Source organism: Collinsella sp. TF07-1 (assembly GCF_003437235.1).
Lineage (GTDB): Bacteria > Actinomycetota > Coriobacteriia > Coriobacteriales > Coriobacteriaceae > Collinsella.
On record NZ_QSRV01000003.1, the window covers coordinates 1 to 26068 of the forward strand.

At 60.7% G+C, this 26068-nt stretch carries 22 protein-coding genes, 1 tRNA gene and 1 pseudogene; 17 read left to right on the forward strand and 7 right to left on the reverse strand.

All coding sequences use genetic code 11. The features are described from left to right. Nucleotides 1–580: 580 nt before the first annotated feature. From DXC67_RS01805 to DXC67_RS01820, 4 genes are all read left to right on the forward strand, one after another. Complete coding sequence (locus tag DXC67_RS01805; protein ID WP_158551266.1) at nt 581–6961, forward strand: discoidin domain-containing protein; 6381 nt, start codon at nt 581–583, stop codon at nt 6959–6961. A 217-nt stretch (nt 6962–7178) separates the two neighbouring features. Further along, nucleotides 7179–7643: a 5-(carboxyamino)imidazole ribonucleotide mutase gene (gene purE / locus DXC67_RS01810; RefSeq protein ID WP_006235810.1), complete on the forward strand. Its 465-nt coding sequence runs from the start codon at nt 7179–7181 to the stop codon at nt 7641–7643. Between the two features lie 36 nt (nt 7644–7679). After that, entirely contained in the window at nt 7680–8678 is a 999-nt protein-coding gene (locus DXC67_RS01815; RefSeq protein ID WP_117637133.1) for a class B sortase, read from the forward strand. A gap of 67 nt (nt 8679–8745) precedes the next feature. After that, nucleotides 8746–9162 carry a molybdenum cofactor biosynthesis protein MoaE gene (locus DXC67_RS01820; protein ID WP_117637134.1) on the forward strand — a complete coding sequence of 139 codons (417 nt, stop codon included), beginning with the start codon at nt 8746–8748 and terminating at the stop codon, nt 9160–9162. Nucleotides 9163–9250: 88 nt separating this feature from the next. On the opposite strand, the gene DXC67_RS10480 is transcribed toward DXC67_RS01820, so the two are convergent. The 6 genes from DXC67_RS10480 to deoC all read right to left on the reverse strand — a co-directional run bounded on the left by DXC67_RS10480 (nt 9251) and on the right by deoC (nt 13296). Then, nucleotides 9251–9544: an IS3 family transposase gene (locus DXC67_RS10480; protein ID WP_199410555.1), complete on the reverse strand. Its 294-nt coding sequence runs from the start codon at nt 9542–9544 to the stop codon at nt 9251–9253. A gap of 94 nt (nt 9545–9638) precedes the next feature. Further along, on the reverse strand, nt 9639–10049 hold the full coding sequence (locus DXC67_RS10485) for a transposase (protein ID WP_199410556.1): 411 nt from the start codon (nt 10047–10049) through the stop codon (nt 9639–9641). A gap of 56 nt (nt 10050–10105) precedes the next feature. Further along, the gene (locus DXC67_RS01830; RefSeq protein WP_117637205.1) at nt 10106–10624 is read right to left on the reverse strand and encodes a helix-turn-helix domain-containing protein; all 519 of its coding nucleotides are present in this window, start codon (nt 10622–10624) and stop codon (nt 10106–10108) included. A 101-nt stretch (nt 10625–10725) separates the two neighbouring features. Beyond that, the gene (locus DXC67_RS01835) at nt 10726–11604 is read right to left on the reverse strand and encodes a sugar nucleotide-binding protein (protein ID WP_117637135.1); all 879 of its coding nucleotides are present in this window, start codon (nt 11602–11604) and stop codon (nt 10726–10728) included. A gap of 27 nt (nt 11605–11631) precedes the next feature. After that, on the reverse strand, nt 11632–12576 hold the full coding sequence (locus DXC67_RS01840; RefSeq protein ID WP_117637136.1) for a class I mannose-6-phosphate isomerase: 945 nt from the start codon (nt 12574–12576) through the stop codon (nt 11632–11634). A gap of 9 nt (nt 12577–12585) precedes the next feature. Beyond that, complete coding sequence (deoC, locus tag DXC67_RS01845) at nt 12586–13296, reverse strand: deoxyribose-phosphate aldolase (RefSeq protein ID WP_117637137.1); 711 nt, start codon at nt 13294–13296, stop codon at nt 12586–12588. Nucleotides 13297–13480: 184 nt separating this feature from the next. Here deoC and DXC67_RS01850 point away from each other — a divergent pair, with 184 nt between their 5' ends. The 7 genes and pseudogenes from DXC67_RS01850 to DXC67_RS01880 all read left to right on the forward strand — a co-directional run bounded on the left by DXC67_RS01850 (nt 13481) and on the right by DXC67_RS01880 (nt 18212). After that, on the forward strand, nt 13481–13909 hold the full coding sequence (locus DXC67_RS01850; protein WP_117637138.1) for a PTS sugar transporter subunit IIA: 429 nt from the start codon (nt 13481–13483) through the stop codon (nt 13907–13909). A gap of 45 nt (nt 13910–13954) precedes the next feature. Next, nucleotides 13955–14449 (forward strand): PTS sugar transporter subunit IIB, encoded by a 495-nt coding sequence (locus tag DXC67_RS01855; protein ID WP_117637139.1) that lies wholly within the window; start codon nt 13955–13957, stop codon nt 14447–14449. A 30-nt stretch (nt 14450–14479) separates the two neighbouring features. Beyond that, the gene (locus DXC67_RS01860) at nt 14480–15313 is read left to right on the forward strand and encodes a PTS sugar transporter subunit IIC (protein WP_117637140.1); all 834 of its coding nucleotides are present in this window, start codon (nt 14480–14482) and stop codon (nt 15311–15313) included. Nucleotides 15314–15334: 21 nt separating this feature from the next. Next, entirely contained in the window at nt 15335–16186 is an 852-nt protein-coding gene (locus DXC67_RS01865) for a PTS system mannose/fructose/sorbose family transporter subunit IID (protein ID WP_117637141.1), read from the forward strand. A 114-nt stretch (nt 16187–16300) separates the two neighbouring features. After that, entirely contained in the window at nt 16301–17017 is a 717-nt protein-coding gene (locus DXC67_RS01870; RefSeq protein ID WP_117637142.1) for a GntR family transcriptional regulator, read from the forward strand. Nucleotides 17018–17182: 165 nt separating this feature from the next. After that, nucleotides 17183–18095 (forward strand): annotated as a pseudogene (locus DXC67_RS01875) (peptidoglycan-binding protein). Between the two features lie 43 nt (nt 18096–18138). Then, nucleotides 18139–18212, forward strand: a tRNA-Gln gene (locus tag DXC67_RS01880). A gap of 70 nt (nt 18213–18282) precedes the next feature. Here the strand turns inward: DXC67_RS01880 and DXC67_RS01885 are convergent. Then, nucleotides 18283–19512 carry a putative ABC transporter permease gene (locus DXC67_RS01885; protein WP_117629791.1) on the reverse strand — a complete coding sequence of 410 codons (1230 nt, stop codon included), beginning with the start codon at nt 19510–19512 and terminating at the stop codon, nt 18283–18285. Between the two features lie 285 nt (nt 19513–19797). Here DXC67_RS01885 and DXC67_RS01890 point away from each other — a divergent pair, with 285 nt between their 5' ends. The 6 genes from DXC67_RS01890 (at nt 19798) to DXC67_RS01915 (ending at nt 25862) form a co-directional block, all read left to right on the forward strand. Further along, nucleotides 19798–21468 carry an amidophosphoribosyltransferase gene (locus tag DXC67_RS01890; protein WP_117629792.1) on the forward strand — a complete coding sequence of 557 codons (1671 nt, stop codon included), beginning with the start codon at nt 19798–19800 and terminating at the stop codon, nt 21466–21468. A gap of 155 nt (nt 21469–21623) precedes the next feature. Further along, a complete protein-coding gene (gene purM, locus DXC67_RS01895) occupies nt 21624–22727 on the forward strand; it encodes a phosphoribosylformylglycinamidine cyclo-ligase (protein WP_117637143.1) in 1104 nt (367 codons plus the stop codon). Next, complete coding sequence (purN, locus tag DXC67_RS01900; protein WP_117637144.1) at nt 22717–23418, forward strand: phosphoribosylglycinamide formyltransferase; 702 nt, start codon at nt 22717–22719, stop codon at nt 23416–23418. Before purM ends, purN begins: the two co-directional genes overlap by 11 nt. A 125-nt stretch (nt 23419–23543) precedes the next feature. After that, nucleotides 23544–24008 (forward strand): PTS sugar transporter subunit IIA, encoded by a 465-nt coding sequence (locus DXC67_RS01905; RefSeq protein ID WP_117564041.1) that lies wholly within the window; start codon nt 23544–23546, stop codon nt 24006–24008. A 135-nt stretch (nt 24009–24143) separates the two neighbouring features. Next, nucleotides 24144–25364, forward strand: a complete 1221-nt coding sequence (locus DXC67_RS01910; RefSeq protein WP_117637145.1) for a peptidylprolyl isomerase — start codon at nt 24144–24146, stop codon at nt 25362–25364. Between the two features lie 54 nt (nt 25365–25418). Then, nucleotides 25419–25862, forward strand: coding sequence for a GatB/YqeY domain-containing protein (locus tag DXC67_RS01915; RefSeq protein ID WP_006235801.1), 444 nt, complete (start codon nt 25419–25421; stop codon nt 25860–25862). The last annotated feature ends 206 nt before the right edge of the window (nt 25863–26068 follow it).

Sequence of the window (26068 nt, forward strand, 5' to 3'; positions counted from 1 at the left end):
AGGGCGTTATTGGGTCTAAAACGGCTTCAAAACGATACGTTTGCACGTAAGGACCCGGCCAAAAAATACAAATCTGAACTAACTGTCCACCATCCTCCGTCAACCTCTCATTCCAAACCAAATCAGCCAACGTACGTCATAGCAATCTTCGGTAGGTCGCAGGGCGGCGGTCGAGCTTTTCTCTCGGGAAACTTCGCGAAGCCCAGTTCCCGAGGGAAAGGTATGGTCTGTGTAATACCAGATAAACAGTACATTTTTGCTAGATTGGTATTTGACTGAAGAACCAATTGGTATGGCTTATTAAGCCCACCTTGCCGCTGACGCTCATTTTACTGCCGCTGGTGGACTTCCGAACTTGGTTGCGCAAGTGCTCCCATATATTGATATGACCTAGTAGGTGGCTATCTGGTTACTACCAGTTGGCCCCTTGGTAACGGGTGGCCCCATTGTGCGGAATGTACCGAACATCCCCGTTTGATACGTTTTCCCATGCTGCCGGGGGGGGGGCGTCCTCGGCACCTCAGCATCTCGGAAGAAAGGAGCCCAGGTGCGCAGGAATTCCATTTTTACGAAACGGTGGGTGAAGGGAAGCGCGGTCCTCGTTGCCACTGCAGCGACGCTCGTGTTTGCCAATCCCCAGCAGGCGATTGCCACGCCACTCAAGGGCGTCGACTCAGCGACCGTGTCCCAGTCTGCCTCGAATGTCGTCGACATCGATTTCGCTGACGGCATCAAGGGCCGTATTACGTTCCTCGAGGACGGTATTTTCCGTTATAACGTCGACCCCAAGGGTGAGTTTTCCGATTACGCCACACCGCGCAGTAAGTCCCACACGGCTAAAATCCAGGCTCAGCCCGATACCTCGGACACCTACAGCAAGCCGAGCGCGACGGTTGCCGACAAGGGCGACACTATCGAGATCACCGGCGGAAAGGCGACCGTGATCCTGGACAAGGCGACTGGCAAGATGAGTATCAAGTCAGGCGACCGTGTCGTGGTTTCCGAGTCCGCGTCCCTCGACCTTGATAAGAAGGGTACCGTCCAGACGCTCGCCAAGGAGAAGTCCGAGAACTTCTTTGGCGGCGGCACCCAGAACGGACGCTTCCTGCACACCAACCAGACCATCGCCATCTCCAACACGAACAACTGGACTGATGGCGGCGTTGCCTCGCCCAACCCGTTTTATTGGACGAGTGACGGCTACGGCGTACTCCGAAACACGTTTGCAGAGGGTTCCTACGACTTCGGTTCCACGGACTCATCGACGGTCACGACTTTGCACAGCGAGAATGAGTTTGATGCCTACTACTTCGTGGCGACCAACGAGGGAGCTTCGAACGTGGCAACTGAGATGCTGCAGGACTACTACAAGGTGACCGGTAACCCGGTACTGCTGCCCGAGTACGGGTTCTACCTTGGTCATCTTAATGCCTATAACCGTGATGGCTGGTCAACGACCTCGGGTCAAAAGAAGTGGGAGACCAAGGGCAGCAAGTCCTCGAGCGAGAAGGGCGACGTTAAGTACGAGTCTGGCATGTCGACGGGCTACAAGCTCGACGGCACACTTGCGGCCGAGACGCTCAACGGTGAGGGCCCTACGGTTGATACCGAGAACATGAAAGCGACCGATTTCGACCGCCAGTTCTCTGCTCGGCAGGTTATCGATGACTACGAGGACAGCGACATGCCGCTCGGCTGGTTCCTGCCGAACGACGGCTACGGCGCCGGCTATGGCCAGAACGGTTACTACAAGACCGGCGGCGTCAACTCCGACGGAGCGAGCTCGGCCGACCGTCTTAACGCTGTGCGTGCCAACGTCGACAACCTTAAGAAGTTCACCGAGTATGCCAACTCAAAGGGTGTGAGCACGGGCTTGTGGACCCAGTCCAACCTTGAGCCCGACAGCAACCCTGAGACCCCGTGGCATCTGCTTCGCGACTTCGACGCCGAGGTCAAGACGGGAGGCATCACTACCCTTAAGACCGACGTTGCCTGGGTTGGATCTGGCTACTCCTTTGGTCTTAATGGCATCAAGACAGCTTATGACACGGTGACGACCGGCGCTAACAAGCGCCCCAACATCATCACGCTCGATGGTTGGGCCGGCACGCAGCGCTTTGGTGGCATTTGGACCGGCGACCAGTATGGCGGTAACTGGGAGTACATTCGCTTCCATATCCCCACGTATATCGGTCAGAGTCTTTCGGGCAACCCCAACATCGGCTCCGACATGGATGGCATTTTTGGCGGCGACCCCATCATCTCTGCGCGTGACTACCAGTGGAAGACGTTCACGCCCTCTATGCTCGACATGGACGGTTGGGGCACCTACCGTAAATCGCCCATGACGCACGGCGATCCCTACACAGGCATCTCGCGCTTCTACCTCAAGCTCAAGGCGCAGCTCATGCCCTATATCTACACGAGCGCGGCCTCGGCGGCCAACATCGACACGGGTAACGGCGATGCCGGCCTGCCCATGATCCGCGCCATGCTGCTTTCCGATAACTCCGAGTACGCCGCAAGCACCTCGACGCAGTACCAGTATATGTTCGGTGAGAACTTCCTAGTGGCACCGGTGTATCAGGATACCCAGGCAGACGAGAACGGCAACGACATTCGCAATGGGATTTACCTCCCCAACTACGGCACCGACGAGAATCCCACCATCTGGATCGATTACTTCTCGGGTAAGCAGTATCGCGGCGGCCAGGTTCTCAACAACTACGAGGCTCCGCTTTGGAAGCTGCCGCTGTTTGTGAAGGCCAACGCTATCGTGCCGATGTACGCCGAGAACAACAACCCCGAGGCCGTGAGCGACACCAACACCAAGGGTACCGACCGCAGCCAGCGTATCGTCGAGTTCTTCGCCACCGAGGGCGACGGCACCTTTACGCAGTACGAGGACGACGGCTCCTCCATCGAGAACAACACGACTGAGGACGATTCCTACGGTACGATCGACAATATCTCCTACGGTGAGCATGTGAGCACCGTCTACAGATCCAAGGCCGCAGGCGGCACCGCGACCTTTACCGCCGAAGCCTCGCAGGGTGGCTACAACGGCTACGACTCCAATCGCACCACGACCTTCGTGGCCAACGTGTCCGCCAAGCCCATGAGCGTCGTCGCCAAGAACGGCGGATCCGCGCTCAACGTGGTTGAGGTCGACTCGCAGGAGACCTTTGACACCGCGACCCCCGAGGCCGGCCAGGCGGTCTACTTCTACAGCGAGACCCCTAACCTCAACCACTACGGCAGCGATGTGGACGGCACCGAGGCCGAGCGGGGCGAGAGCTTTAACAACACCAAGATCACCACGAACCCCAAGGTCTACGTCAAGTTCGCGAAGACCGATGTTGCTGCAGCGGCGCAGACGCTTGAGCTGGGCGGTTTCGTGAACGCCGACGCCACGCTCACAGCCGATCGCCTCAACGAGAACCTCTCCGCACCCACGAACCTTGCTGCCCCCGAGGACGCCACGACCCCAACGAGCATCAAGCTCACCTGGGGAAAGGTCGATGGTGCTACCTCCTACGACCTTAAGGTCGACGGCACTGTGTTTGCCGTGGGTGATGCGGCCGAGTTCACGCACACCGACCTCGCCTACAATAGCAAGCACACCTACCAGATTCGTTCGCGCAACGCCGAAGGTTACTCCGCCTGGAGCGATGTGCTCGAGGCGAACTCCGCACTCGATCCGTGGCGGAACGTCCCCGACGCCGAGGAAATCACCTGGGAGGGCTCACTTTACGGCAGCCATAAGGCCGAGCTCGCCTTCGACCATGAGTTCCAGTCGGGCGACGGCGGTTTCCACTCCGGTGGCAACGATCTGGGCAAGGCGCTTACCGTTGACTATGGACGCGCTTACAAGCTCGATAAGCTCGAGTACTATCCGCGCGATGACGCCGGCAACGGCACCGTGACCAAGATGCGTGTTGAGACGAGTCTCGATGGCGTCCACTGGACGAGCCAGGAGGTCGATTGGGCACGTTCCGCTGATTGTAAGACGGTAGCGTTTGACGGCACCGTGGCCGCTCGTTACGTGCGCATGACACCGCTCGCCTCGGTCGGCAATTTCTTCTCCGCGTCCGAGATTGCCATCTACAAGACCGACGGCACGGATGGCTTCGCCGTGGGCTCCAACCTCAACAAGGCCACGATCTCCGACGGAGACTACTCCAACATGAAGAACTATCTGGGCCTCGAGAATCGCGAGCCCGATACCCCGACGTTCGGTTCGCAGATCCGCGACCACTTCGCCGATCTCAACGATAACGGCGTTTACGACGTCTACGATTACTCGTTCACCATGGCGGGTCTTGACGGCGGCACTAAACAAAAGGGCAAGGTCGCAGGTTCGCTCGCGGTGATTCCGAGCAAGACCGAGGTCGAGGCCGGTGATGAGATCACCGTTGATGTCTATGCGGCCGACGCCAAGAACGTCAACGCCCTGGGCGCCCTCGTCAACTTCAAGAGCGACCAGTTCGAGTTTGTGTCCGAGAGCATCGCGCAGGACGGCTCGACTGCCGGCATGGAGAACCTGTCTCGCGAGAAGGTCCAGTTCGTGGACGGAACGCAGACTATCAATCTCGCCTTTGCCAACCGCGGCGATGGCAAGCTCTACAACGGTACTGGCGCGGTGGCGAGTTTCAAGCTCAAGGCCAAGACCGCCGGAAAGGTCGAACTGCCCTCGACATCTTGGCTTATCGGCCCGGCATGCGACGCACTTGAGTTTGCGAGCGACGGCACGGTGACGATGCCGGACGTTCCTCAGCCAACGGTCGCCGAGTACGCCCAGGATGCCTTCAACATCACGATGACCAACGATGAGCTCACGACCGACGACGGGACCAACGTCGAGAAACTTATCCAGCAGAAGAGCTATAACGCGCTGTTCGATAATAACGAGGGCGACAACGGCTTTGAGTTCCTGTGGAACTGGAGTGGCAACTGGGACAGCGAGGGTAAGCTACCGAGTTACGTGAAGCTTCCCACCACGATGACATTCGCATTTAAGACGCCGTCGAAACTCGATAGCGTCGAGGTCGTTAACCGCAACGGCGGCAACGGAACCGTACAGAAGATCAAGGCCGTCGTGACGTTCGAGGATGGCTCGATCCAAGAGTTCGCGGGCGGGGAGTACGATTCCTTCCTGGCTCGCTACGCCTTTGACCTCTCTGCCGAGAACAAGGGCAAGAAGGCGACCAAGGTCGAGGTCACGCCGCTTGAGGCATCGGGTGACCAGATGCTCACACTGCGTGAGGTCAACTTCAACTACACGCAGGGTGTCGAGGCCATCGAGGGTGTCGAGCTAGGCAAGAACCAGACCGAGTTCTTTGAAGGCGACATTACGCCCGTCGACGCCAAGGCTACGCCTGAGAGCGCTGGCTACCCCTATGTGACGGTCGAGAGCTCCGACCCCTCTGTGGTAAGCGTCTCCGCTGTTCAGGCTGGCGATAGCGTGAGCTACTACCTGCGTGCCAACAAGGCCGGCAAGGCAAAGATCACGGTGGCGTCGGTACTCGACCCCTCCAAGACCGCATCCTATGAGGTCGAGGTCAAGGCTGGTGTCGATACCTCTGCGCTCGTGGCAGCGCTTTCCAAGGCCGCGGGCTACAGCGAGTCCGTCTACACCAAGGATTCCTATGCAGCTCTCACCACTGCGGTCGAGGCGGCTCGGAAGCTCCTCGACAGCGGCCAGGGCAGCTATAGCAAGAAGGATGTCGCAGACGCCACTGCCAAGATCGAGAAGGCAATCGACGGCCTCAAGATGCGCCCTGTCGATGAGAAGATCCTCATCAACACGCCCGAGAACCGCAAGAACGTCAAGGTGGCCGACTTCTCGAGTGAGGCCGACTACGAGGGCAGCAACGCCGTCAACGCTCTCGACGGCGACGAGCGGACGCTTTGGCACAGCGACTGGGCCCATGGGACCGGTATGCCCCAGTATCTGAGTGTCGACCTGGGCCGCGACTACGATCTCACCGACGTTACATTCCTGCCGCGCCAGGACGGCGGCACTAACGGCGATATCTTCGAGGCCGAGATACTGGTCTCCGACACTGCCGACGGTTATGAGATGGGCACCGCCGCGTCGATGGGTACGTTCGCCTTCGACAACGACGGCCGCGTGCTCACCGACCGTGGCGACTGGAAGCAGATGAGCTTTGGCGCCGCGCGCGGTCGCTACGTGACCGTCAAGGTGATTCACGCCGGCGGTGGCGACGTTGATGCCTACTGCAGCATGGCGGAGCTCAAGTTCTACGGTACGGCCGTCCCCGATCCGGTGGCGAAGGATGATCTCGCTACCGCGATCGAAAAGGTTGATGCCGAGGTTGCTGCCGGCGACCTCAAGGCCGGTGACTACACCGAGGCCTCCTGGACGGCGCTCGAGAACGCCCTGGCGAGCGCCCGCGCCATCTTGAGCGATGAGGACGCCACGCAGGACGAGGTCGACCAGGCGCTCAGGGCGCTCGAGAGCGCCCGCGGCGCGCTCGAGAAGACCCCGGTGGTCCCGGTCGAGAATCCGACTAAGAAGCAGCTCAAGGCCCTGGTCAAGCAGGCGAAGGAGACTGACACCAGGGGCAAGACGGACGAGTCTGTCAAGGCCCTGACGGATGCCATTACCTACGCCGAGGACGTCTTGGGTGATGAGAATGCTTCCGACACCCAGCTCCAGGCGGCCTATGACCAGCTCAAGCTGGCCATTGAGAGCCTCAGGGATGCCGACTCCGGCAACCAGGGCGGCTCGGGCAACCAGAGTTCCGGCAATGGCTCGAACGGCGGCAACCAGGCGGGCAAGCCCGCAGGCGACAAGGCCCAGGGCAGCAAGAAGAACGGTTCGGCGATCCCCAATACCGGCGACCAGACGGCGGCGACCGTCGTGACCGTCGGTGGTCTCGGCGCCATCATCGCCGCGATCGGCGCTTTCTTCCATCGTCGCAGCAAGGCCAAGTAGCCCCAGCAACAGCTAAGCAAGCGTGCCCGCCGTCCCACCCAAGGACGGTGGGCATGCTTTTTGAATGTAGGCGGAAAGCTCCGACCCTTCGGCCTTAATCTCGCAAAGCATTCCGTCTCTCACCGAACACATCGGCATCGGTGGCTATACTTGAATTATTTGCAGTTAAGGGTCGCGGATTCGCTGCGTCACCGCTCTCAACAGGAGGTCTATGTTTATGGCAGATCAAAAGCCGGTTGTCGGGATCATCATGGGTTCCAAGTCCGATCTGGGCGTTATGGAAGGCTGCACCGCCGAGCTCGAGGCACTGGGTGTGCCCTATGAGCTCGTGATCGCGAGCGCACACCGCACGCCGGCGAAGGTCCACGAGTGGGCTTCGACTGCCGCCGATCGCGGCATCAAGGTGATTATCGCCGCCGCCGGCAAGGCCGCTCACCTGGGTGGTGTCGTGGCTGCCTTTACGCCGCTGCCGGTTATCGGCGTGCCTATGAAGACGAGCGATCTGGGTGGTATGGACTCGCTGCTGTCGATGGTGCAGATGCCTTCGGGCGTGCCCGTTGCCTGTGTGGCCATCAACGGTGCCAAGAACGCTGCCATCTACGCCACGCAGATTCTGGGCGCATGCGACCCTGAGTACCGCAAGGTTATCGAGAAGATGAAGCAGGAGATGGCTGACGCCTAAGCGCTCTGCCAGTCCATTTGCAGCATAAGGAGAGCCATGTCCGACTATCAGGGAAAGCGTTTTTCGGCTTCTCGGATTCCCGATCCAGCCACGTCGGGAGCAGCCCGCGCGCCACAGCAGGGTCGGACATCCTCTCCTCAGCAGCCGCGCGCGCCGCGCCCCGTGACGCCGGCGAAGCATCGCCGTCAGGATACTCCTGCTGCATATCGCCCTTCGTCATACAGTACGGCCAAGAAGTCACCTCGCTCTTCGGCGCATACCGCGCCATCGAGCTATACCGAGACGCCGCGCAAAAAGCGTCGCTCCGTTATCCCCATCTTGCTCATCATCATTGGCATCGGCCTAATCGTTGCTGCGGCCGCCATCTTTATCAACGCGCAGATTGGCTACAAGCAGGCGAGCGAGTCGTATCAAAAGATCGAAAAACAATATGTGAGCGACAAGGACGCCAGCGGCGTGCCGATTATCGACTTCAATGCGCTTGCCCAGACAAATCCCGAGGTTGTGGGTTGGATTTACGCGCCCGGCACCAACATCAACTACCCCGTGGTGCAGACCAACAACAACTCCAAGTACCTCAACACGCTGTTCGACGGCACCGCAAATGCCTCGGGAGCCATCTTCTTGGATAGCGATGACACCGCGCCGGGCATGGTGGATCAGCAGACCACGATTTACGGTCATCACATGAACGACGGTTCGATGTTCAACGTGATTTCGAACACGACCGATCGGGCGACGTTCGACAGCATGGAATACGTGTACTACATCACGCGCGATGCGACGTATAAGCTGCGTCCGCTGGCGACCAAGGTGGTCGAGGACACGTATGCCAAGGCGCGCACGCCCAACTTTGAGGGCGATGACGGACTGAAGAATTACCTGTCCGAGATGCTCGACGGTGCCTCTGCCGTGGCGAGCGACGCAAGTGACCGCGCCGCTTCGGCAACCAAGGTCGTAACGCTTGTGACCTGTCGTTCACTGTCATTCAGCAATACGCGCGCCGTCATGGTGCTCACGCCGGTTGAGGAATAAGTTGTTCGAGAGTAGCTAAAAGCCCCGTCCCAAATGAGCTACTCGATGACGGTAAAAAGGAGAAATGATGCTTGAAAGTGGCAAATCGATGCCTTCGGTTGATGCTTGGCTGCGCGAGGCCAAGGCCGATTCGTCGGCATCTGCGTGCGGTATGTACCTGACGCATAACGGTGTGGTGCGTGCGACGCCTAAGTCCGAGGTGCGCGGGGTCGAGACAGATGGTGTGGCGCCTGGACATAAGGTGGGCGGCATGGTGTTTGGCTTCGATGCCGAAAAGGCGCAGGCCGCTATCGAGGCAACGCGCGCGATGCCGGGTATCGGCTATGTGCGCGTGTGGCTGGCGAGCGGCGAGCTTACCGTGGGCGACGACATCATGCTCGTGCTCATTGGCGGGGACATTCGCCCGCATGTGGTCGATGCGCTGCAGGCGCTCGTCGGTACCATCAAAAATGAGTGTGTGAGCGAGGTCGAGCGCGAGGCGTAATGCCGGCAGCAGCACTCGCCAACAAAAAGCCCGCTGGCAGTTCAAATTGAACTGCGTCCCAAATCTTGGACGGGTCAATAGATACGGCCTAAGCCGCTAGGGACTGGCTCCGGAACTCCTCCGGGGTCAGCCCCTTCAGTCTAACCTGCCTCCTCCTTGTGTTCCAGTGGACTATGTACTCCTCCAGCCTCTCCTTGAGCTCCTCGAAGCTTGCGAAGCTCTGCCCGCGGAAGAACTCGTCCTTCATGTGGCCGAACAGCTGCTCCGTCGCGCCGTTGTCGAGGCAGTTCCCCTTTCGCGACATGCTCTGGACGACCCCTGCCTCGCGCAGTGCGGTGCAGTACGCCTCGTGCTGGTACTGCCACCCCATGTCGCTGTGCATGATCGGGTTCTTGCCTTCGGGATCTTCGGCAGCAGCATGCCGAGCATCTCCTTCTGCTGGGCCATGTCCGGGTGCCGGGAGATCGACCACGCCGCTATCTCGCAGCTGCCGAAGTCGAACGCCGGCGCGAAGTACGCCTTCCCCCAGGGCTGCCTGAACTGAACTCCGTGACGTCAGTGCCCATCTTCTCCCACGGCCCGTCGGCCGCGAAGTCGCGCCCCAGCACGTTCTCGAAGGCCTTCCCGACGACGCCCCTGTAGGAGTTGTACCTGTGGTAGTCGGTCTCGCGGCGGATGCCGCAGGAGATCCCGATCTCGCGCATCATCTTGAGCGCCGTCTTGTCGGCTATGCGCGCGCCCACCTCCGCCCGCAGGCACATCGCGATCTGGCGGTGGCCGCAGCCGTTCGCCGTCCGGCTGAAGACCTCGACGGCCTTGCCCCAGAGCTCGGGGCTCGTGGGCCTCGGCGGGTGGCGGAGCGCGTAATAGTAGGTCGACCTGGCCATCCCCGCCGCCTCCAGCAGGTCGGCGAGGGCGAATCCCCGCCCCGAGAGCTCGGCGACTATCTGGGCCCGCTCCCAGCTCGCAGCCGTTTCTCCGCCCCCAGGGCCGCCAATTTTTTTAAGTAGGCGTTCTCGGCCTCGAGCTTCCGGACGCGCTCCTCGAGCTCTTGCTCGCGCGTCCTGCGAACCGATTTCGCGCCCGACCCGGGCGGCCTGCCCTTGGGCTTCGGCCTCAGGGCCTCGGCGCCGCCCTCCCGGTAGGCTTTGCACCATTTCTCCAGCGGGGACAGCGACGCAATCCCATAGCGCGCCATGACCGCGGCTTTGGGCTCGCCGCCCTCCACCACGTCCCTGGCCGCCGACGCCTTGAGCTCCCAGCGGTAGCTCCTGATCTTCTTTCCCATGGCCAACAACCCTTCGAGGCCGAGTGCGACGTACGCTCGATGCCATTTTCTCACGGTCGCCGGCGGCAGTCCCAGACGGGTCGCCGCCGAATGGTAGCCGTGCCCTTCGGCGAACAGCTCCGCCGCCATCCGGCGCATGCTCTCGTCGTATCTGAGTCTCAAGTCGTCGGACATAAGAAAGCCTCCCATTTCTCGTGTCCAAGAAATGGGAGGCAGTTCAATCACCGATCGGGCCTTCGAGTTGAACGGCCAATATGTCGCACGCGTTCCACGCGCTACAGCATTCCGAAATCTCTCAAGCATCTTTCGAGGCCATCTTCGAACGTTCCCAGATGTACCCCCGCGTGCGCGAGCTTTTCCGAGGAAAGACGGAAGTCCCGTGGTCGATCGGCATAGGTCTCGGTGTCGGGAAGCACGAGCTCCTCGATACGGTGCTCGTCGCAACCGAGGCGGCTGGCCACGAGACGGGCAGTCTCGTAGGTGCTCAGGCCGTTTTGGCTCGCAAAATGATACGCGCCGCTGGGCAGCACGAGAATTTGCGATATGGCGCTCGCCAGCTCCTGACCGTACGTCATGTTCCGCCGCTCATGCACACGAAACGCCGCAGGCTCTCCCGTCCGAACCGCATGCAGCACGTTCGTAAGGATGTTAGGGGCGGGCTTTGCCCCGGGCATAGGAAGGCCGAACATCCACGAGAGGCGCAAAATCAGAAAATTGTCGAGGTTCTCCCTGATCCAGGCGTCCGCCTCCATCTTCTGCGCGCCGTATCGTGTGGTGGTTGCCATCTCGTCGTCCTCATGGAACGGCGCTTCACCGGGCGAGGCGTTAAAACACTGCTCGGTCGAGAAGAAGACCATGCGCGCACCACGGGCGCGACACGCTCGGGCGATAGCGATGGACGACTCCGTGTTGATTCGATGTGTACCCTCTGGATCGCCCTCGCAGCGGGCCGTCGAGGCATCCGCCGCCATATGGAGGCAGACGTCGAACTCAAGCGCAGAGAAAAACTCGGCAACCGCCTCGACGTCTGAAAGGTCCACGTCGGCGCGAGTAACACTCACGAACTCGAACTTATCGGCGTTGTACAAACGAATGAGGCTCGCAAGATACCCATTCGCACCCGTCACCACAACACGAGACTTTGATCCGGACATATCGACCCCCAATTACTCCCCGTCGCGCTAGCCGTCACGCTCATCGACGACGCGACTCACCAACACGCGACACGTCCCCTCGACCGTGAACGATCCCGCACTCGCAGGAATCAGCGCAGAGGCGGTGCGGGGAAGATCGACGGCACCGTCGTCCGTGACCACCCGGGCATGACCGCCCACGCAGGACAGAACGGCATATCGATCGCCCAGGAGGCATTCCCATTCGCCCCGGACGTCAACGACGTCTGAGGTGAACAGACGGTGCGTGACGCCACGATGCACGCTCGCGGGAGCCTTCGGATCGAAGGCGCCGAAGTGCGCCGGCTCGGGACGGATCGAAGTGTCGAGCACATCGAACGCCTGCTCGACATGGAGTTCGCGACCGCGACCCCAATCGCAGAACCGGTACGTCTTGAAGCCCAGACTGCCGACCTCGAGGGCGAATACGCCCTCGCCCATCGCATGCAAGGTCCCCGCGGGGATGAGCACGAAATCGCCCTCGCTCACGGGGACGCGCCTTCCGTAGCGGTCACCCACGCTATCATCTGCCGTCGCATCACGCAACGCGTCGAGGTCGTCGGTCGTCGTGCCGCAGATGATCGAGGCGCCGGGCTCGGCGTCCAGGATGTACCAGGACTCCGCCTTCTCGTGGTCGGACTCGCGCTCGCGGGCATACGCCTCGTCGGGATGCACCTGGATGGACAGGTTCTCACCGGCGTCCATCGTGATGATCTGCACGATGCCGTCGTGATCGAGCTCACCCATGATGGCGGTCTTGTTCTCGGCTATCACGCGGTCGAGCGGCATGCCGTCGAACGGACCGCCGTCGACATCGTTGACCAGCCCATCGTGCACGGACACGTCGAACGACTCACCGTACAGGGCGTCCCCGGAAAGGCCGCGCGCCTCGTTGACGCGCGGGCCCGACCAGACGGGAGAGATGTAGTTGGGCTTGAGCAGGATGGGGCCCATATGCACTCCTTACAGCTCGAAGGCGTCGATGCCCTCGCTCTCCATGCGGGTACGCAGCTCATCGATGATGGGCATGCCGGCACTGCATCCGATGCGCTCGGCGCCGGCACGGACCATGTCGAGAAAGGCGTCGGCAGTGCGGATGCCGCCAGCGGCCTTAACCTTAACACGGGGGTCGGTGTGCTCGCGCATGAGACGGACGTCCTCGACGGTCGCGCCGCCGGTGGAGAAGCCGGTGGAGGTCTTCACGAAGGTGGGCAGGACCTCGCTGGCGATCTTGCACAGCTCGAGCTTCTCATCCTCGGTAAGCAGGCAATTCTCGAAGATGACCTTGGAGGGGACGCCGGCTTCGCGGCAGACGTCGACGATCTGCTGCATCTCGTCCTTGATGTAGGCCCAGTTGCCGGCCTTGAGCTCGGTGAGGTTGATCACGTAGTCGATCTCATTCGCGCCGTTGGCCAGGGCGTCCTTGGTCTCGAAGACCTTGGTGGCGATGGTGGTCTGGCCGAGGGGGAAGCCGATGGCGGCACCGGTGTGGATGTCGGTACCGGCGAGGAGCTCGGAGCAGAGCTTGGACTGGACGGAGTTGATGGCGACCATCTTGAAGTGGTAGTCCTTCGCCTCCTGGCAGAGCTTCTCCATATCCTCGCGCGTGGCGTCGGGGTGGAGGTTGGTGTGGTCGACCAGACGGGCGAGATCATCGAGCGTGTAACGTGCCATGACGGCTCCCTTCGTTGAGGATTGGTGCGTGCCTGCATCCTAGCATATTGTCATACATATTGATGCTAAATAATACTATTTACCGTTTATGTCCGATTTAATACCGTTTGTGGACTCAAAAAGATTCAATCTCTAAACATTTTGGTCATACATATATGATTAATCGCGACGAAAGGAGATATCAGTGAACATCGTATTGACTTCACACGGCACGCTTTGCGACGGCATGCTCGACACCTATAAGAAGATGGTCTCGAGCGACAGCCCCATCGTCGCCGTGGGTCTGGGCGACGACGGCGTCGACGTCTTCCGCGAGCACCTTTCCAATGCGGTCAAGACGCAGCTCGTATCAGGCAACACGCTCATCCTCGCGGATCTACTCGGCGGAACCCCCTACAACGAGGCCTACGCCCTGTTCCTCGAAAACCCCGAGCACCTGCGCGTCGTATCGGGCTTCAATTTCGGCATGCTCATCGAGGTCGGCGTCGCGGCTGCGGCAAGTGACGACCTGGACGCCGCCGTCGAACTCGCGCTCAACGCTGGAACCTCCGGCGTCACCGCAGCGGCCCTCCCGGATGAAGATGAGTCCCTCGCGGACGACGACCTGTTTTAGTGATAACGCGATTCCCAAAAGAATCGCCCAATGGAAGGAGACACAATGGCAATCGTGCTCGCACGCGTGGACGACCGAGTCATCCACGGACAGACCACCACCCGGTGGGTCGCGGTGAAGCCGGCTGACGCCATCCTGGTGATCAGCGACAAGATCGCCGCGGACCAGCTTCGCTGCAAGGTGCTCAAAGCCGCAGCGGGCAAACTCAAGCTCGGCATCTACACCCTCGCCCAGGGACCTGAGGCCCTCGCCAAGGCCCAGGCCTCGGCAAAGAACTTCTTCGTCATCTCCGACTCGATCCGCAACTTCGCCGACCTGATCAAGATCGACGGCGACTTCGGCGGCGTGCTCAACATCGGAAACCTCAATGCCACGCGCGAGGGCACCAAGAACATGGGCAATACCGTGATGATGAACGACGAGGACGTCGTCGCGCTCGATGAGCTCGAGGCTGCCGGCATCGACCTTCAGTTCCAGCTGCTGCCCGACGACGCTGTCCGCACCTGGCCCGCGGTCAAAACCAAGTACCAGTCGATGTAAACGCATCAACACCAGCTTAGGAGGAACACCATGGACCTTACCCTGCTCTTCCCCGCGCTCATGTGCGGCGTCTTCTGCTACCTGGGCGCCATCGAGAGCGCCTGCCTGTTCGGCATGTCCGGTGGCTACTACGTAATGGGCCGCCCGCTCGTCGCCGGCCTGCTGTGCGGCCTCGTATTCGGCGACGTGAGCGCCGGCGTTCTATGCGGCGTCGCCGTCCAGGCCGTCTTCATCGCCAACCTGTCCACCGGCGGCGCGACCAACTCCGAAATCACCTACGCTTCCTACGGCGGCATCGGATTGGCCATGGCCACCACCAAGGATCCGGCAATCGCCGTCACCCTTTCCGTGCTCATGGGCCAAACCCTCGGCCTCATCTTCTACAACACCCGCATGGCCCTCTACTCCTTCTTCAACGGCAAGGCCCAGACCGCCGCTGAGGCCAACGATGGTCGCGGCATCACTAAGTGGCACATCATCTACCCCCAAATCTGCACCTTCTTCATCCGCGCCGTCCCGGTGTTTTTGGTCGTCTACTTTGGCCAGGGCGTGGTCGAAACCCTGCTCAATAGCGTTCCCGAGGTCGTCACGCATATCATCTCCGTCCTCGGCGGCGTCCTTCCCGCTCTCGGCATCGGCATGCTCATGAACATCGTGATCAAGGACAAGGCCCAGCTGATCTTCTTCCTCGCGGGCTTCGTGCTCCTCTCCTTCGCCGGCCTCTCCATGATCGCCATCGTGTTCCTCGCCACACTCGTCGCCTACCTCGTGTTCCTGTCGAGCGGCAAGACCGCCGAACCCGCGCTCGCGACTTCCGAGCCCCAGGAGACCACCGCGGTCTACGAAGATGACGATCTGTTCTAATCCCCGAAGGAGCGAACTCACATGACTACGGAACTCACCAGCACCACCGCCAAGAAGACCGAAAACGGCGGCCACCTTTCCAACAAGGAGCTCAACACCATCTGGCTGCGTTGGGCCTTCACCCACCTGTCCTCGATGAGCTACGAGAAGCTCCAGGGCCACGCCTACGCCTGGGCATACCTCCCCTTTGCCGAGAAGTACTACAAGGATGACCCCGACGCCAAGCGCCGCCTGCTCGTCCGCCACTCCGTGTTCTTCAACACCGAGCCCCAGACCGGCCAGCTCATCAACGGCATCGTGACCTCCCTCGAGGAGAACATCGCCATGGGCGGCGAGGTCTCCGAGGATATGCCCAACAACATCAAGGCAACCCTCATGGGCCCCCTGGCGGGCATCGGCGACTCCATCATCCAGGGCATCATCGTCCCGATTCTGCTCTCGATCGGTATGAGCCTCGCCACGGGCGGTAGCCCGATCGGCCCGCTGTTCTACATGATCGCCTACGGTATCCTCGGCCCGCTCATCTCGTTCATCAGCTACCGCACCGGCTACAAGCTCGGCGTCGGCGCCATCGACGTCATCGTGGGCGAGAACGCCCGCCGCATCACCGATGCCTTCAACATCCTGGGCATCATGGTCATCGGCGCCCTCGCCGCAGGCAACATCGGCCTGACCACCACCCTCAACATCCCGCTGGGCGGCGAATGGCAGCCCCTGCAGGCAACCCTCGACGGCGTGTTCCCCTCCATCCTTCCCCTGGCGACCGTGCTGATCACCTGGTGGATGCTGGGCAAGAAGCAGTACAGCCCCACCAAGGTCATCGTCATCCTGACCGTCGTGGTCTCCGCGCTCTGCCTGCTGGGCGTCTTCTAAGCAATAGCTCAATCGGCAAGCCAACAATTTAACCCGACCATCGGGGCGGAGCCTTATGGCTCCGCCCCATATGTTATATTCGTTCCAACTTCGGCCTTAAAAAGGTATGACAAAATGACGCTCTATGACCAAATCAAAGATGATCTACTCGCCAAAATTAAAAACGGCACGTACGCCGTGGGCGAAACCATCCCCTCTGAAATGCAACTATGCGATATGTACGGCGTCAGCCGGTCAACTATTCGCCAGGCCATGCAAACCCTTGTAAGCGAAGGCTACTTGGAAAAACGGCAGCGCCGTGGCACCGTTGTAACGCTCCCCAAGGTCGATCAGGCCTTTGCCATGCGCATTATGAGCTTCGAGGACGAGATGAAGCGAGCCGGACGCGCACCACGCACCAAGGTCCTCACCTTCAAGCGAGTCAAAGCAACAACCGAAATCGCCAGCAAGCTTGAGCTGGAGCCCGGCGAAGACGTGTACAAACTCGTCCGCCTAAGATATGCCGACGACACCCCCAACGTATTTGTGGAAAGCTATATTCCCTGCAAACCGTACCAAGACTTCGATGCTGTCAACTTTGAAGAGACCAGCCTGTATTTTGCCATGAGCAAATCTGGCAACCCAGTCGAGCGAGCGCACCGCCACCTCGAGGTCTCAAAAGCCAATGTGACGACCGCCGCCCTGCTCGACATTGAAGAGGGCGACCCCCTCATCATTTTCCAAACCGTTGCACGAGACGCGCTTGACTCTCCTGTCGAGTATTCCGTGGCGACGTATCGAGGCGAAAGTAACTCCTTTGACTTTGAAGTACGCGTAAGCGAATCAAGCTAACTCCGTTTGCAAGGTGGCACTCTGCTGTACTTTATGCGGAGCCGTCGGCACTCTTGGTAGACTGTATGATGTATGCCGCGCGAAGGCACTCGTTCTCCCGCGCGCATGAAGACGCGCCGTGCGGCCTGTAAGTCCGCAGCGTGCGCCAGGTTGTAAGGGGATCTCATGGAACCCATTTCGCAGGGAATGCAAGGGCCTGCCGTCGAGGACGTGCAGACGCGCCTTTCCTCGCTTGGATATATGATCGACGCCGCCGAAATGACGGCAAAGGAGTTCGGCGCAACTACGGTTGCGGCCGTTCGCGCGTTTCGCACCCAGCAGGGACTGGATGCGGGCGAGGATGTGGACGGTACATGCTGGAGCGCGCTGGTGGACGAGTCTTACAAACTCGGCGATCGCACGCTGTACCTGCGCCTTCCCAATTTCCACGGTGCCGACGTACGCGCCCTGCAGCGCGCCCTCAACACGCTCGGCTTTGCCTGCGGCGTGGACGACGGCTATTTTGGCCCGCATACCGAGGCCGCTTTGCAGCAGTTCCAGGAGAACGTGGGGCTGTTCGCCGATGGCATGGCGTTCCAGGACACCTTCAACTACGTGAACCGCCTGCACCATGTGTGGGAGGGCAAGCCCTCTGTGATCGATGTCGAGGCTGAGGCCCGCATGGGGTTCGCCCGCGCCGCGAGCGTGCTCGAAAGCTGGAGCATCGCCATCGGCGGCGAGGACGCAATCGCCCGCAACGTCGCCTCGCGCGTGTGGAATATCGCAACCGCAACGACCGATGGCAGCGGCATCGTGCTGTATGACGACGTCGCGCCCGAGGATGTGGACCTGACGGTCGAGATCGCCTCCGATGCGCTGCCCGACGACGCCGAGCCGCGCGCCACGATCACCCTGGCCGAGTGCAACAACCTCTCACTGCGCATCAAGACGGCGGTCGCCGCGGCGGCCACCCGCCCGCCCGATCAAGCTCCGCATCGAGCTCACGGGCATCACCGGCTACGGCACGTTCACTTCAAGTGATGCGCAAACTCTGGCCGTTCGCCTTCTCGACGGCCTATGTGATGCGCTGAGCGACTAGGTACGCTACACTAGAGCGGCGCGCTTGCGCGCCCACACCCATTTGGGGCATCGTCCAGCGGCAGGACCCTGGTTTTTGGTACCAGTTACGGGGGTTCGAATCCCTCTGCCCCAGCCACGATAGACAGGCTCGGTCAGTCTGCCAGCGGGCTTTTCTGTGCGTTGGAAAATCTCGGCATTGCGTGGCGCTACACGCGCGTCGCATCCTTGGGACTCATGGTCATGCTCTGGAAGCGGTTCTCCATGTAGTCGTTATCGAAATACTTGCCGTAGAACTGCGCGACGGGAATATCCGGCTCCGTGCCGTTGACGCGCTGGTACCAGTAGTCGAGCGACTGCAGCGTCATGACGCCGTCGACCAGCATAATGACGGTAAAGATGACGGTAGCCGAGTAGCGACTCTTCCACGGAATCATGTTGATGAGCTTGAGCAGCCTCGGCAACAGCAGCTTGATCCAGATAAGGCCACCCAGGCCCCACAGGCAGGCAAAGCCCGTGCAGGTGCGTCCGCCCGTAAGGACGGCGAGTGGGTCGGGCATGCCAAACAGCTTCATGTGCGAGTAGCTCCACGAGACCACGCCAAATGAGGTCTGCATAAACCAGCCCACGAACACCTCAAAGCTCGCGCCGAGCACAGCGCTTACCAGGAAAATGATGATGGGGTTCTTTTTATAGAAGCGGTTGAGCACCATGGTCATGAGTACGGCGCCAAAGCCATAGATGGGGCTGAAGGGACCAAACAGCATGCCGGCGCGGTTCTGGTAGACGCCCGGGTCGTCGACTGTCATATGCCAGATGTCCTCGGCGATCAGGCCGAGCACGCAGCAGACGAAGAATACCCAGAACAGGTTGAAGTAGTTGAGCTTGATGTAGCCCTCGCCGGTTTCATCGCGGCCGAGCATGCCCTCGGCGGCGGCGTCGCGGTCGAGCATCTCCTGCAGGCGGCGCTGCAGTTCGCGCTCCTGGCGCAGCGTGGGGTCGACGGTTGCCGAAAGCGCTACGAGGATGCCGAGCTGAATGGCAGGGCGCAGCAAGAAGGGCCCGATGCCCTGGAGCATCACGTCGACCAAAAGCTCGACGACGGTGAATGCAATAAGGATGTAGGACAGGCGGGCGGCGTTGCGGCGCTGGTTTTTGATAAGGTCCAGGCCAAAGATGATCAGGATGACGGCACTTGCCGCAGAGAGCATGATGCCGGCGACGATGAGTCCAACCGAGACCAGCATATTGTCGCCGAGCTTTTCGGCGGCGTTGCCGTTGATGAGCGCGGTGATGACCTGCCACATAAAGGCAGCGACCGACGGGAGTGTGCCCACGCCGGATAGGATGCACAGGACGGCGTACACCTTAATGATGAGGGGAATCTTCTTGACCTCCGTGGCGCTGGGGACGCTGGGGTCGAGTTCGTTTCGATCCATACAGAACCTTTCTCGCTTTGTTGTCGGTTATAAGGATACGCCGCCGACCTGCCAAAAGACAGGACGAACGTCCCAATTGCAACTTTGTAATCCCCAACGGCGGACGCGGCGGCCATCTGGGGGCGCGGGCGCTTGCGCTGGACAGACCGATAAAATGTTTGGCCGCAAAACGGATTATTAGCTCGGTGGGCTTTTAAAAAGCGCTGCTCATGCGCTGGGGAGCGCGTCGCGCCGTGCGTATAATAAGGCGGGTAACGCCAAAATACGAGGCTCTGAGGGGATGCCATGTCTCAAGAAACCATCCGCGCGGCCGAGCGTGCCGCGGGACAGGTGAACGCCATGTCGACGTATGATCCGGACTCCGACCAGCTGCATGAGGAATGCGGCGTTTTTGGTGTTTGGGCGCCCGATCGCGACGTGGCTCGACTGACGTACTTTGGCCTGCGTGCACTGCAGCACCGTGGCCAAGAATCGGCGGGAATCGCCGTGGGTGACGGCGGTACGGTTATGGTCCGCAAGGATCTGGGCCTGCTCGACCGCGTGTTCTCCAATGCCGACTTGTCGACGCTCTCCGGTCAGCTGGCCGTGGGTCATGTGCGCTACGGCACCGCCGGCGCCAAGAGCTGGGAAGCCTCTCAGCCGCACCTCTCTACCATCAATAGCGTCATTATCGCGCTCGCGCACAACGGCACCCTCGTCAACACCGACGAGCTGCGCCGCCAGCTGATCGAGCTGGGCGTGCCGTTCCTCTCCAATTCGGATTCCGAGGTCGCGACCAAGCTCATCGGCTACTTTACCCAGCGTACGGGCCACCTGCGCGAGGGCATTCGCAAGACCATGGAGCTCGTGCGTGGCGGTTATGCCATGACGCTCATCAACGAGCAGGCGCTCTACGCCTTCCGCGATCCGCATGGCATTCGCCCACTGGTGTTGGGCAAGCTGGTGGACGAGGGCCTGGACCAGGCCGATGCCGCATCCGTTTCGCAGCTGCCGTCGCAGGACGGCGCCGCGACGGTTGACGTTGCCACCCATGTCACCCGCGCCGGCGGCTGGGTCGTCGCCTCCGAGACTTGTGCGCTCGATATTGTGGGCGCCGAGTACGTCCGCGACGTCCGTCCCGGTGAGATTTTGCGCATCAGCGCCGAGGGCCTTGTGTCCGAGCAGGGCGTGCCTGCTGCCGAAGAGCCTGCTAACTGCATCTTTGAGCAGGTCTACTTCGCTCGCCCCGATTCCATCATGAACGGCAAGAGCGTCTACGCCTGCCGTTATGACATGGGTCGTCAGCTGGCACATGAGGAGCCCGTCGAGGCCGACCTGGTCATCGGCGTGCCCGACTCCGGCCTGCCGCCCGCGGAGGGCTATTCGCACGAGAGTGGCATTCCCTTTGGTGAGGGTCTTATCAAGAACCGCTACGTGGGTCGTACGTTTATCGAGCCTACGCAGGAGCTGCGTGCCATGGGCGTGCGTATGAAACTCAACCCGCTGCGCGACAACATCGAGGGCAAGCGCCTGGTCGTCATCGACGACTCCATTGTGCGCGGCACCACCATGGTGCAGCTCGTCAAGATGCTGCGCAACGCCGGCGCCAAGGAGATTCACATTCGCATCAACTCGCCCGAGGTCATCTGGCCGTGCTTCTACGGTATCGATACCGACGTGCAGTCGCAGCTCATCAGTGCCAACAAGACGGTCGATGAGATCTGCGAGTACATTGGCGCCGATTCGCTGGCCTTCCTTTCGGTCGAGGGCCTGCTGAAGGTCATGCCCAAGGGCGGCTACTGCGACGCGTGCTTTACCGGCCGCTATCCCGTGGCGATTCCCGAGAGCTTTGGCCGTGACAAGTTCATGGAGGGCTTTAAGCCCCGCAACCTGGACAAGCCGCTGCACTTTGACGACGACGCCGTGGTCGAGAAATATGTCGACCGCAGCTGGGAAGAGGAGCACGGCGAGGCCTAAAACCTGCCATGTAGGGACAGGTTTATTTTGGTAGGTTTTACCTGCTGTTTTGTTGATATGACGGCGCGTGCTGTTATGGCGCGCGCCGAAATGGCGCAACTATGAGCACCGTTTGGCGCCTGCTCGTCAGACGGTAGTGGGAGAGGAAGGCTCAGATGAGCGACAGCAAGCATGTGACGTACGAGGACGCCGGCGTCGATACCGCCGAGGGCGGCCGCGCCGTCGACGCTATTAAGCAGATGGTCAAGGACACCAACCGCCCCGAGGTCATCGGCGGCATCGGTGGCTTTGGCGGCCTGTTCTCGGCCGCCGCGCTTAAGGATATGGAAGACCCGATCCTGATTAGCGGCACCGATGGCGTGGGCACCAAGCTCGTGCTCGCCCAGATCATGGACCGTCACGAGACGGTGGGCCAGGACTTGGTCGCCATGTGCGTCAATGACATTTTGGCTTCGGGCGCCGAGCCGCTGTTCTTCCTGGATTACGTTGCCATCGGTCACATTGAGGCCGAGCACATGGCAAAGATCATCAAGGGTGTGGCCGACGGCTGCAAGCTCGCGGGCTGCGCGCTCGTGGGCGGCGAGATGGCCGAGCACCCCGGCGTCATGGCTCCCGCCGACTACGACCTCGCCGGCTTTACCGTGGGCGTCGTCGACCGTCCCAAGATGCTCGACCCCGCGAACGTTCGCCCCGGCGATGTGATCCTGGGTCTGCCTTCCACCGGTGTGCACTCCAACGGCTACTCGCTCGTGCGCAAGGTCATCGGCGTTGACGGCATCAAGCCGGGCACGCCCGAGGCCGCCGCTAAGGCCGAGGAGCTGAGCCGTCCGCTCGAGGAGCTCGACGGTGCTTCGCTGGCCGATGCTCTGCTGGTCCCTACGCGCATCTACGTCAAGCCGATTCTGGAGCTGCTCCGCGGTGGCGCCAACGTTCATGCCATTGCCCACATCACCGGTGGCGGTATTACCGAGAACCTCAACCGTGCACTCGCCGACGACGTCGATGCCGTGGTCACCCGCAACGGTGCCGAGATGGGCTGGGACGTTCCGCCCGTCATTACTTACGTGTCGCGCCAGGCCGAGCTCGCGCCCAACGAGGCATGCAAGACCTTCAACATGGGCGTCGGCCTGTGCCTGATCGTTGCCCCCGAGGACGAGGCTGCCGTGACCGAGGCTCTGGTCGCGCTGGGCGAGAAGCCGTTCCGCGTGGGCGAGTGCGTCGAGGGTTCCGGTAAGGTCGTGTACTCCGATGAGCGCTAGCGAGCAGATGGCTGCTGCCGAGGGCCTGGGCTTTGTGCCCTACACCCGTCCGACCGGCACCGATACGGCCGAGCCGCTCAAGATCGGCGTGCTTATCAGCGGTTCGGGCACCAACCTGCAGGCGCTGATCGACCTTATCTCCGCCGGCAAGCTCAACGCCTCGATTGAGCTTGTAGTGTCGAGCCGTCCTTCGGCCAAGGGCTTGCAGCGCGCCGAGCGTGCGGGCATCCAGACGCTCACGCTGTCCAAGGATGTCTATGCCGATCCTATCGCCGCTGACGAAATCATCGCGCATGAGCTGCTCGAGCGCGGCTGCGAATATGTGGTCATGGCCGGCTACATGCGTATGGTGCACACGCCACTGCTGGCGGCGTTCCCCAATCGCGTGGTCAACCTGCATCCGGCGCTGCTGCCGAGCTTTACCGGTGCTCATGCGATTGACGATGCGTTTGCGCGCGGCGTCAAGGTGACTGGCGTGACCGTGCATTTTGCCAACGAGATCTACGATAACGGCCCCATCATCGCCCAGCGTGCGCTGGCTGTTGAGGAGGGTTGGGATGTCGATACGCTCGAGGAGCACATCCACGCGATTGAGCACGTGCTGTATCCCGAGGTCGTGCAAATGCTCGCTGACGGCCGCGTCCACGTGCTGGAGAGCGGCAAGGTCGCAATTGATGCGCCCCGCGGCTAGCGGTGCACAGTGCAATTTAGTTGAGTGGTTAGGGTGGTCATTGGCGCCAAGGCGCGTGTGGCCACCTTTTGTTTTGGGTAGTCATCGGGGACGTTCTTGAATGACTAGGTGAGAGAGGTGAGCGCATGGCGGATAACGAAGCGCTGTTTGCGCCTGAGCTGGTGTTTTTTGATTGGGAGTGTGCGACGCCGGATGAGGTGTTCGCGCGGCTTGAGGGCGAGCTTGTACCGCGTGGCTACATTGCCGACGGTTGGTTCGACGCCGTTCGCACGCGCGAGGATGCCTATCCCACGGGTCTTGCCATGCCGGCGGCAAACATTGCCATTCCGCATACCGATCCGGGGTTTGTGGCCAAGCCCTATATCGCGGTGGTGAAGCCCGCCGCGCCCGTGACATTTAACGCTATGGCTGGCATGGGCGCTCCGGTGCCGGCGCAGATCGTCATCAATCTGGGCATCGCCGAGCCGGGCGGCCAGGTCGAGGCCCTGCAGGCGCTCATGAACATCTTTATGGACGCCGATGCCGCAGCCGACGTGCTCGGCCAGACCACGTCCCAGGGCATGGTCGACGCCATCCGCCGCCACTTCTAAGGTGCCGGCTGCCAGAGCTGTCCCCTTTGCACCAAAATGGTGCAGATTAACCTGTCCCCAATGCACCAAGCGTGCCGCGGGGGCTGCGTTGTGACACAATGGCGTTTGTTCGATTCGTTATGCGAAAGGCCAACTATGGCAAATAAGAAAAAGAACCCCGCACCCGAGCCGACGCCCGAGCAGCAGGCTCGCGCCGCCTCCAGCTCTCGCAAGAAGCAGCGCAAGACCCGCGTGTCCAAGACCGTCAAGATCGTTCTGGTGGTCATCGGCGTGCTGGCAATGCTGCTTTCCGTCTCGGCCATGGCGTGCTCCGGCCTGATGTCGCAGGCAGAGGATACCTCGGGCTACAAGCTTACCGGCGGTGTAGCTGCCACTATCAACGGCACCAACCTCACCGAGGACACCGTGACCAAGCAGATCATGAGCATGCGCACGTCCTACGGCTACACCAATGACAAGGACTGGGCGCAGTACCTGGTCGACAACGACCTCACGCCCAAGAAGTACCGCAAGCAACTCATCGACTCCTACACGCAGCAGATTCTGCTTCAACAGGCACAGAAGGAGAACGGCGTGACGGTGTCGGACGAGGAGGTCGAGAAGGCTTGGAAGGACGCATGCAAGAGCGCGGGCGGTGCCAAGGCCTTTAAGAAGACCCTCAAGACCTACGGCTATACCGAGGATACCTACAAGGATTCGCTCAAGGAGAGTCTGGCGCAGCAGAAACTCAAGGATGCCGTCGCGCCCACGAGCAAGCCCAAGGACAGCGAGATCGTCGATTACATCAACGAAAACCTGTCCAGCTACAACGACGCCCGCCGCTCGTCGAACATCCTGATCAAGGTTGATTCCGACGCTTCCGACGAGAACAAGGCTGCCGCCAAGGCCAAGGCGCAGGAGTGCCTGGACAAGATCAACTCCGGTGAGCTGAGCTTTGAGGACGCCGTTGAGCAGTACTCCGAGGACACCGGTTCCAAGGAGAAGAAGGGCGATGTGGGCTGGGATAAGCTCACCACCTTTGTCGACAGCTACCAGACGGCGCTCGAGGGGCTCAACAAGGGCGACGTGAGCGAAGTCATCGAGTCGACCTATGGCTACCACATCATCAAGTGCACCGACTACTTCCATGTCGATAATCAGGTTGATGACATCAACCAGGTGCCCAAGGCCATCAAAAAGTACGTCTCCAACGTGGTGAAGACGCAAGCGGCCAGCACTGCGTACAGCGAGTGGCTGGAGCAGTACAAGAAGGATGCCGACATCACCGTCAACCCCATGCCCAAGGACGTACCCTATAACGTGAGTCTGAAGGGCGTTACCAAGAGTTCGACCGACGATTCGTCGACGACTGAGTAATCATGGGGCGGTGCTCGCGCGAGTGCCGCCCACGCTATTAGAGAGGATTTGCAGATGACCAACGAAGAGCTGCAGAAGGAAATGATCGCGGCCATGAAGGCTAAGGACAAGGTTCGCCTGTCCATCATTCGCCAGGTCAAGGCCGAGGTGAAGAATATCGAGGTTAACGAGCGCCGCGATGTGACCGAGGAAGACGTCAACAGCATGATCAAGCGTCTGATTAAGCAGACGAGCGAGACGCTGGAGATGTCCATCAAGGCCGGCACCGACCAAGAGCGTACCGACAACCTGACCGAGCAGGTCAAGATTCTGGAGAGCCTTCTGCCCGCGCAGGTTTCGGGCGAGGAGCTCGAGGCCCTGATCGAGCAGGTCATCGCCGAGCTGGGCGCCACGTCCAAGAAGCAGATGGGCCAGGTCATGGGCGCTCTGGGTAAGGCCACTGGCGGCAACTTTGATAAGCCGGCAGCAGCAAAGATCGTTGGAGCCAAACTCGCGTAATTTGTTACGCGGTTTTACCAAACCGCGTAACGGCTCGACGCTGCAAACCCGTACACACGGCAATCTGACGTTCAATTTCAAGGGCGCGACCATAAGGTCTGCGCCCTTTCATTTCACGTCACCTTGCTCGCGTGTACGGGTTTTCGCTGACTTATGCTCAACAAGGGCGGTTGTATTATTTTCGGTGCTCATTGGGGACAGACTTA

Coding starts and splice junctions, on each gene's coding strand:
- DXC67_RS01890 (WP_117629792.1), top strand. CDS start 19,798: ATGTCTCAAGAAACCATCCGCGCGGCCGAGCGTGCCGCGGGACAGGTG.
- DXC67_RS01885 (WP_117629791.1), bottom strand. CDS start 19,512: ATGGATCGAAACGAACTCGACCCCAGCGTCCCCAGCGCCACGGAGGTC.
- DXC67_RS01915 (WP_006235801.1), top strand. CDS start 25,419: ATGACCAACGAAGAGCTGCAGAAGGAAATGATCGCGGCCATGAAGGCT.
- purE (WP_006235810.1), top strand. CDS start 7,179: ATGGCAGATCAAAAGCCGGTTGTCGGGATCATCATGGGTTCCAAGTCC.
- DXC67_RS01840 (WP_117637136.1), bottom strand. CDS start 12,576: ATGGGCCCCATCCTGCTCAAGCCCAACTACATCTCTCCCGTCTGGTCG.
- DXC67_RS01870 (WP_117637142.1), top strand. CDS start 16,301: ATGACGCTCTATGACCAAATCAAAGATGATCTACTCGCCAAAATTAAA.
- DXC67_RS01835 (WP_117637135.1), bottom strand. CDS start 11,604: ATGTCCGGATCAAAGTCTCGTGTTGTGGTGACGGGTGCGAATGGGTAT.
- DXC67_RS01820 (WP_117637134.1), top strand. CDS start 8,746: ATGCTTGAAAGTGGCAAATCGATGCCTTCGGTTGATGCTTGGCTGCGC.
- DXC67_RS10480 (WP_199410555.1), bottom strand. CDS start 9,544: ATGCACAGCGACATGGGGTGGCAGTACCAGCACGAGGCGTACTGCACC.
- deoC (WP_117637137.1), bottom strand. CDS start 13,296: ATGGCACGTTACACGCTCGATGATCTCGCCCGTCTGGTCGACCACACC.
- DXC67_RS01860 (WP_117637140.1), top strand. CDS start 14,480: ATGGACCTTACCCTGCTCTTCCCCGCGCTCATGTGCGGCGTCTTCTGC.
- DXC67_RS01815 (WP_117637133.1), top strand. CDS start 7,680: ATGTCCGACTATCAGGGAAAGCGTTTTTCGGCTTCTCGGATTCCCGAT.
- purM (WP_117637143.1), top strand. CDS start 21,624: ATGAGCGACAGCAAGCATGTGACGTACGAGGACGCCGGCGTCGATACC.
- DXC67_RS01855 (WP_117637139.1), top strand. CDS start 13,955: ATGGCAATCGTGCTCGCACGCGTGGACGACCGAGTCATCCACGGACAG.
- DXC67_RS01865 (WP_117637141.1), top strand. CDS start 15,335: ATGACTACGGAACTCACCAGCACCACCGCCAAGAAGACCGAAAACGGC.
- DXC67_RS01830 (WP_117637205.1), bottom strand. CDS start 10,624: ATGTCCGACGACTTGAGACTCAGATACGACGAGAGCATGCGCCGGATG.
- purN (WP_117637144.1), top strand. CDS start 22,717: ATGAGCGCTAGCGAGCAGATGGCTGCTGCCGAGGGCCTGGGCTTTGTG.
- DXC67_RS01910 (WP_117637145.1), top strand. CDS start 24,144: ATGGCAAATAAGAAAAAGAACCCCGCACCCGAGCCGACGCCCGAGCAG.
- DXC67_RS01905 (WP_117564041.1), top strand. CDS start 23,544: ATGGCGGATAACGAAGCGCTGTTTGCGCCTGAGCTGGTGTTTTTTGAT.
- DXC67_RS10485 (WP_199410556.1), bottom strand. CDS start 10,049: ATGGCCAGGTCGACCTACTATTACGCGCTCCGCCACCCGCCGAGGCCC.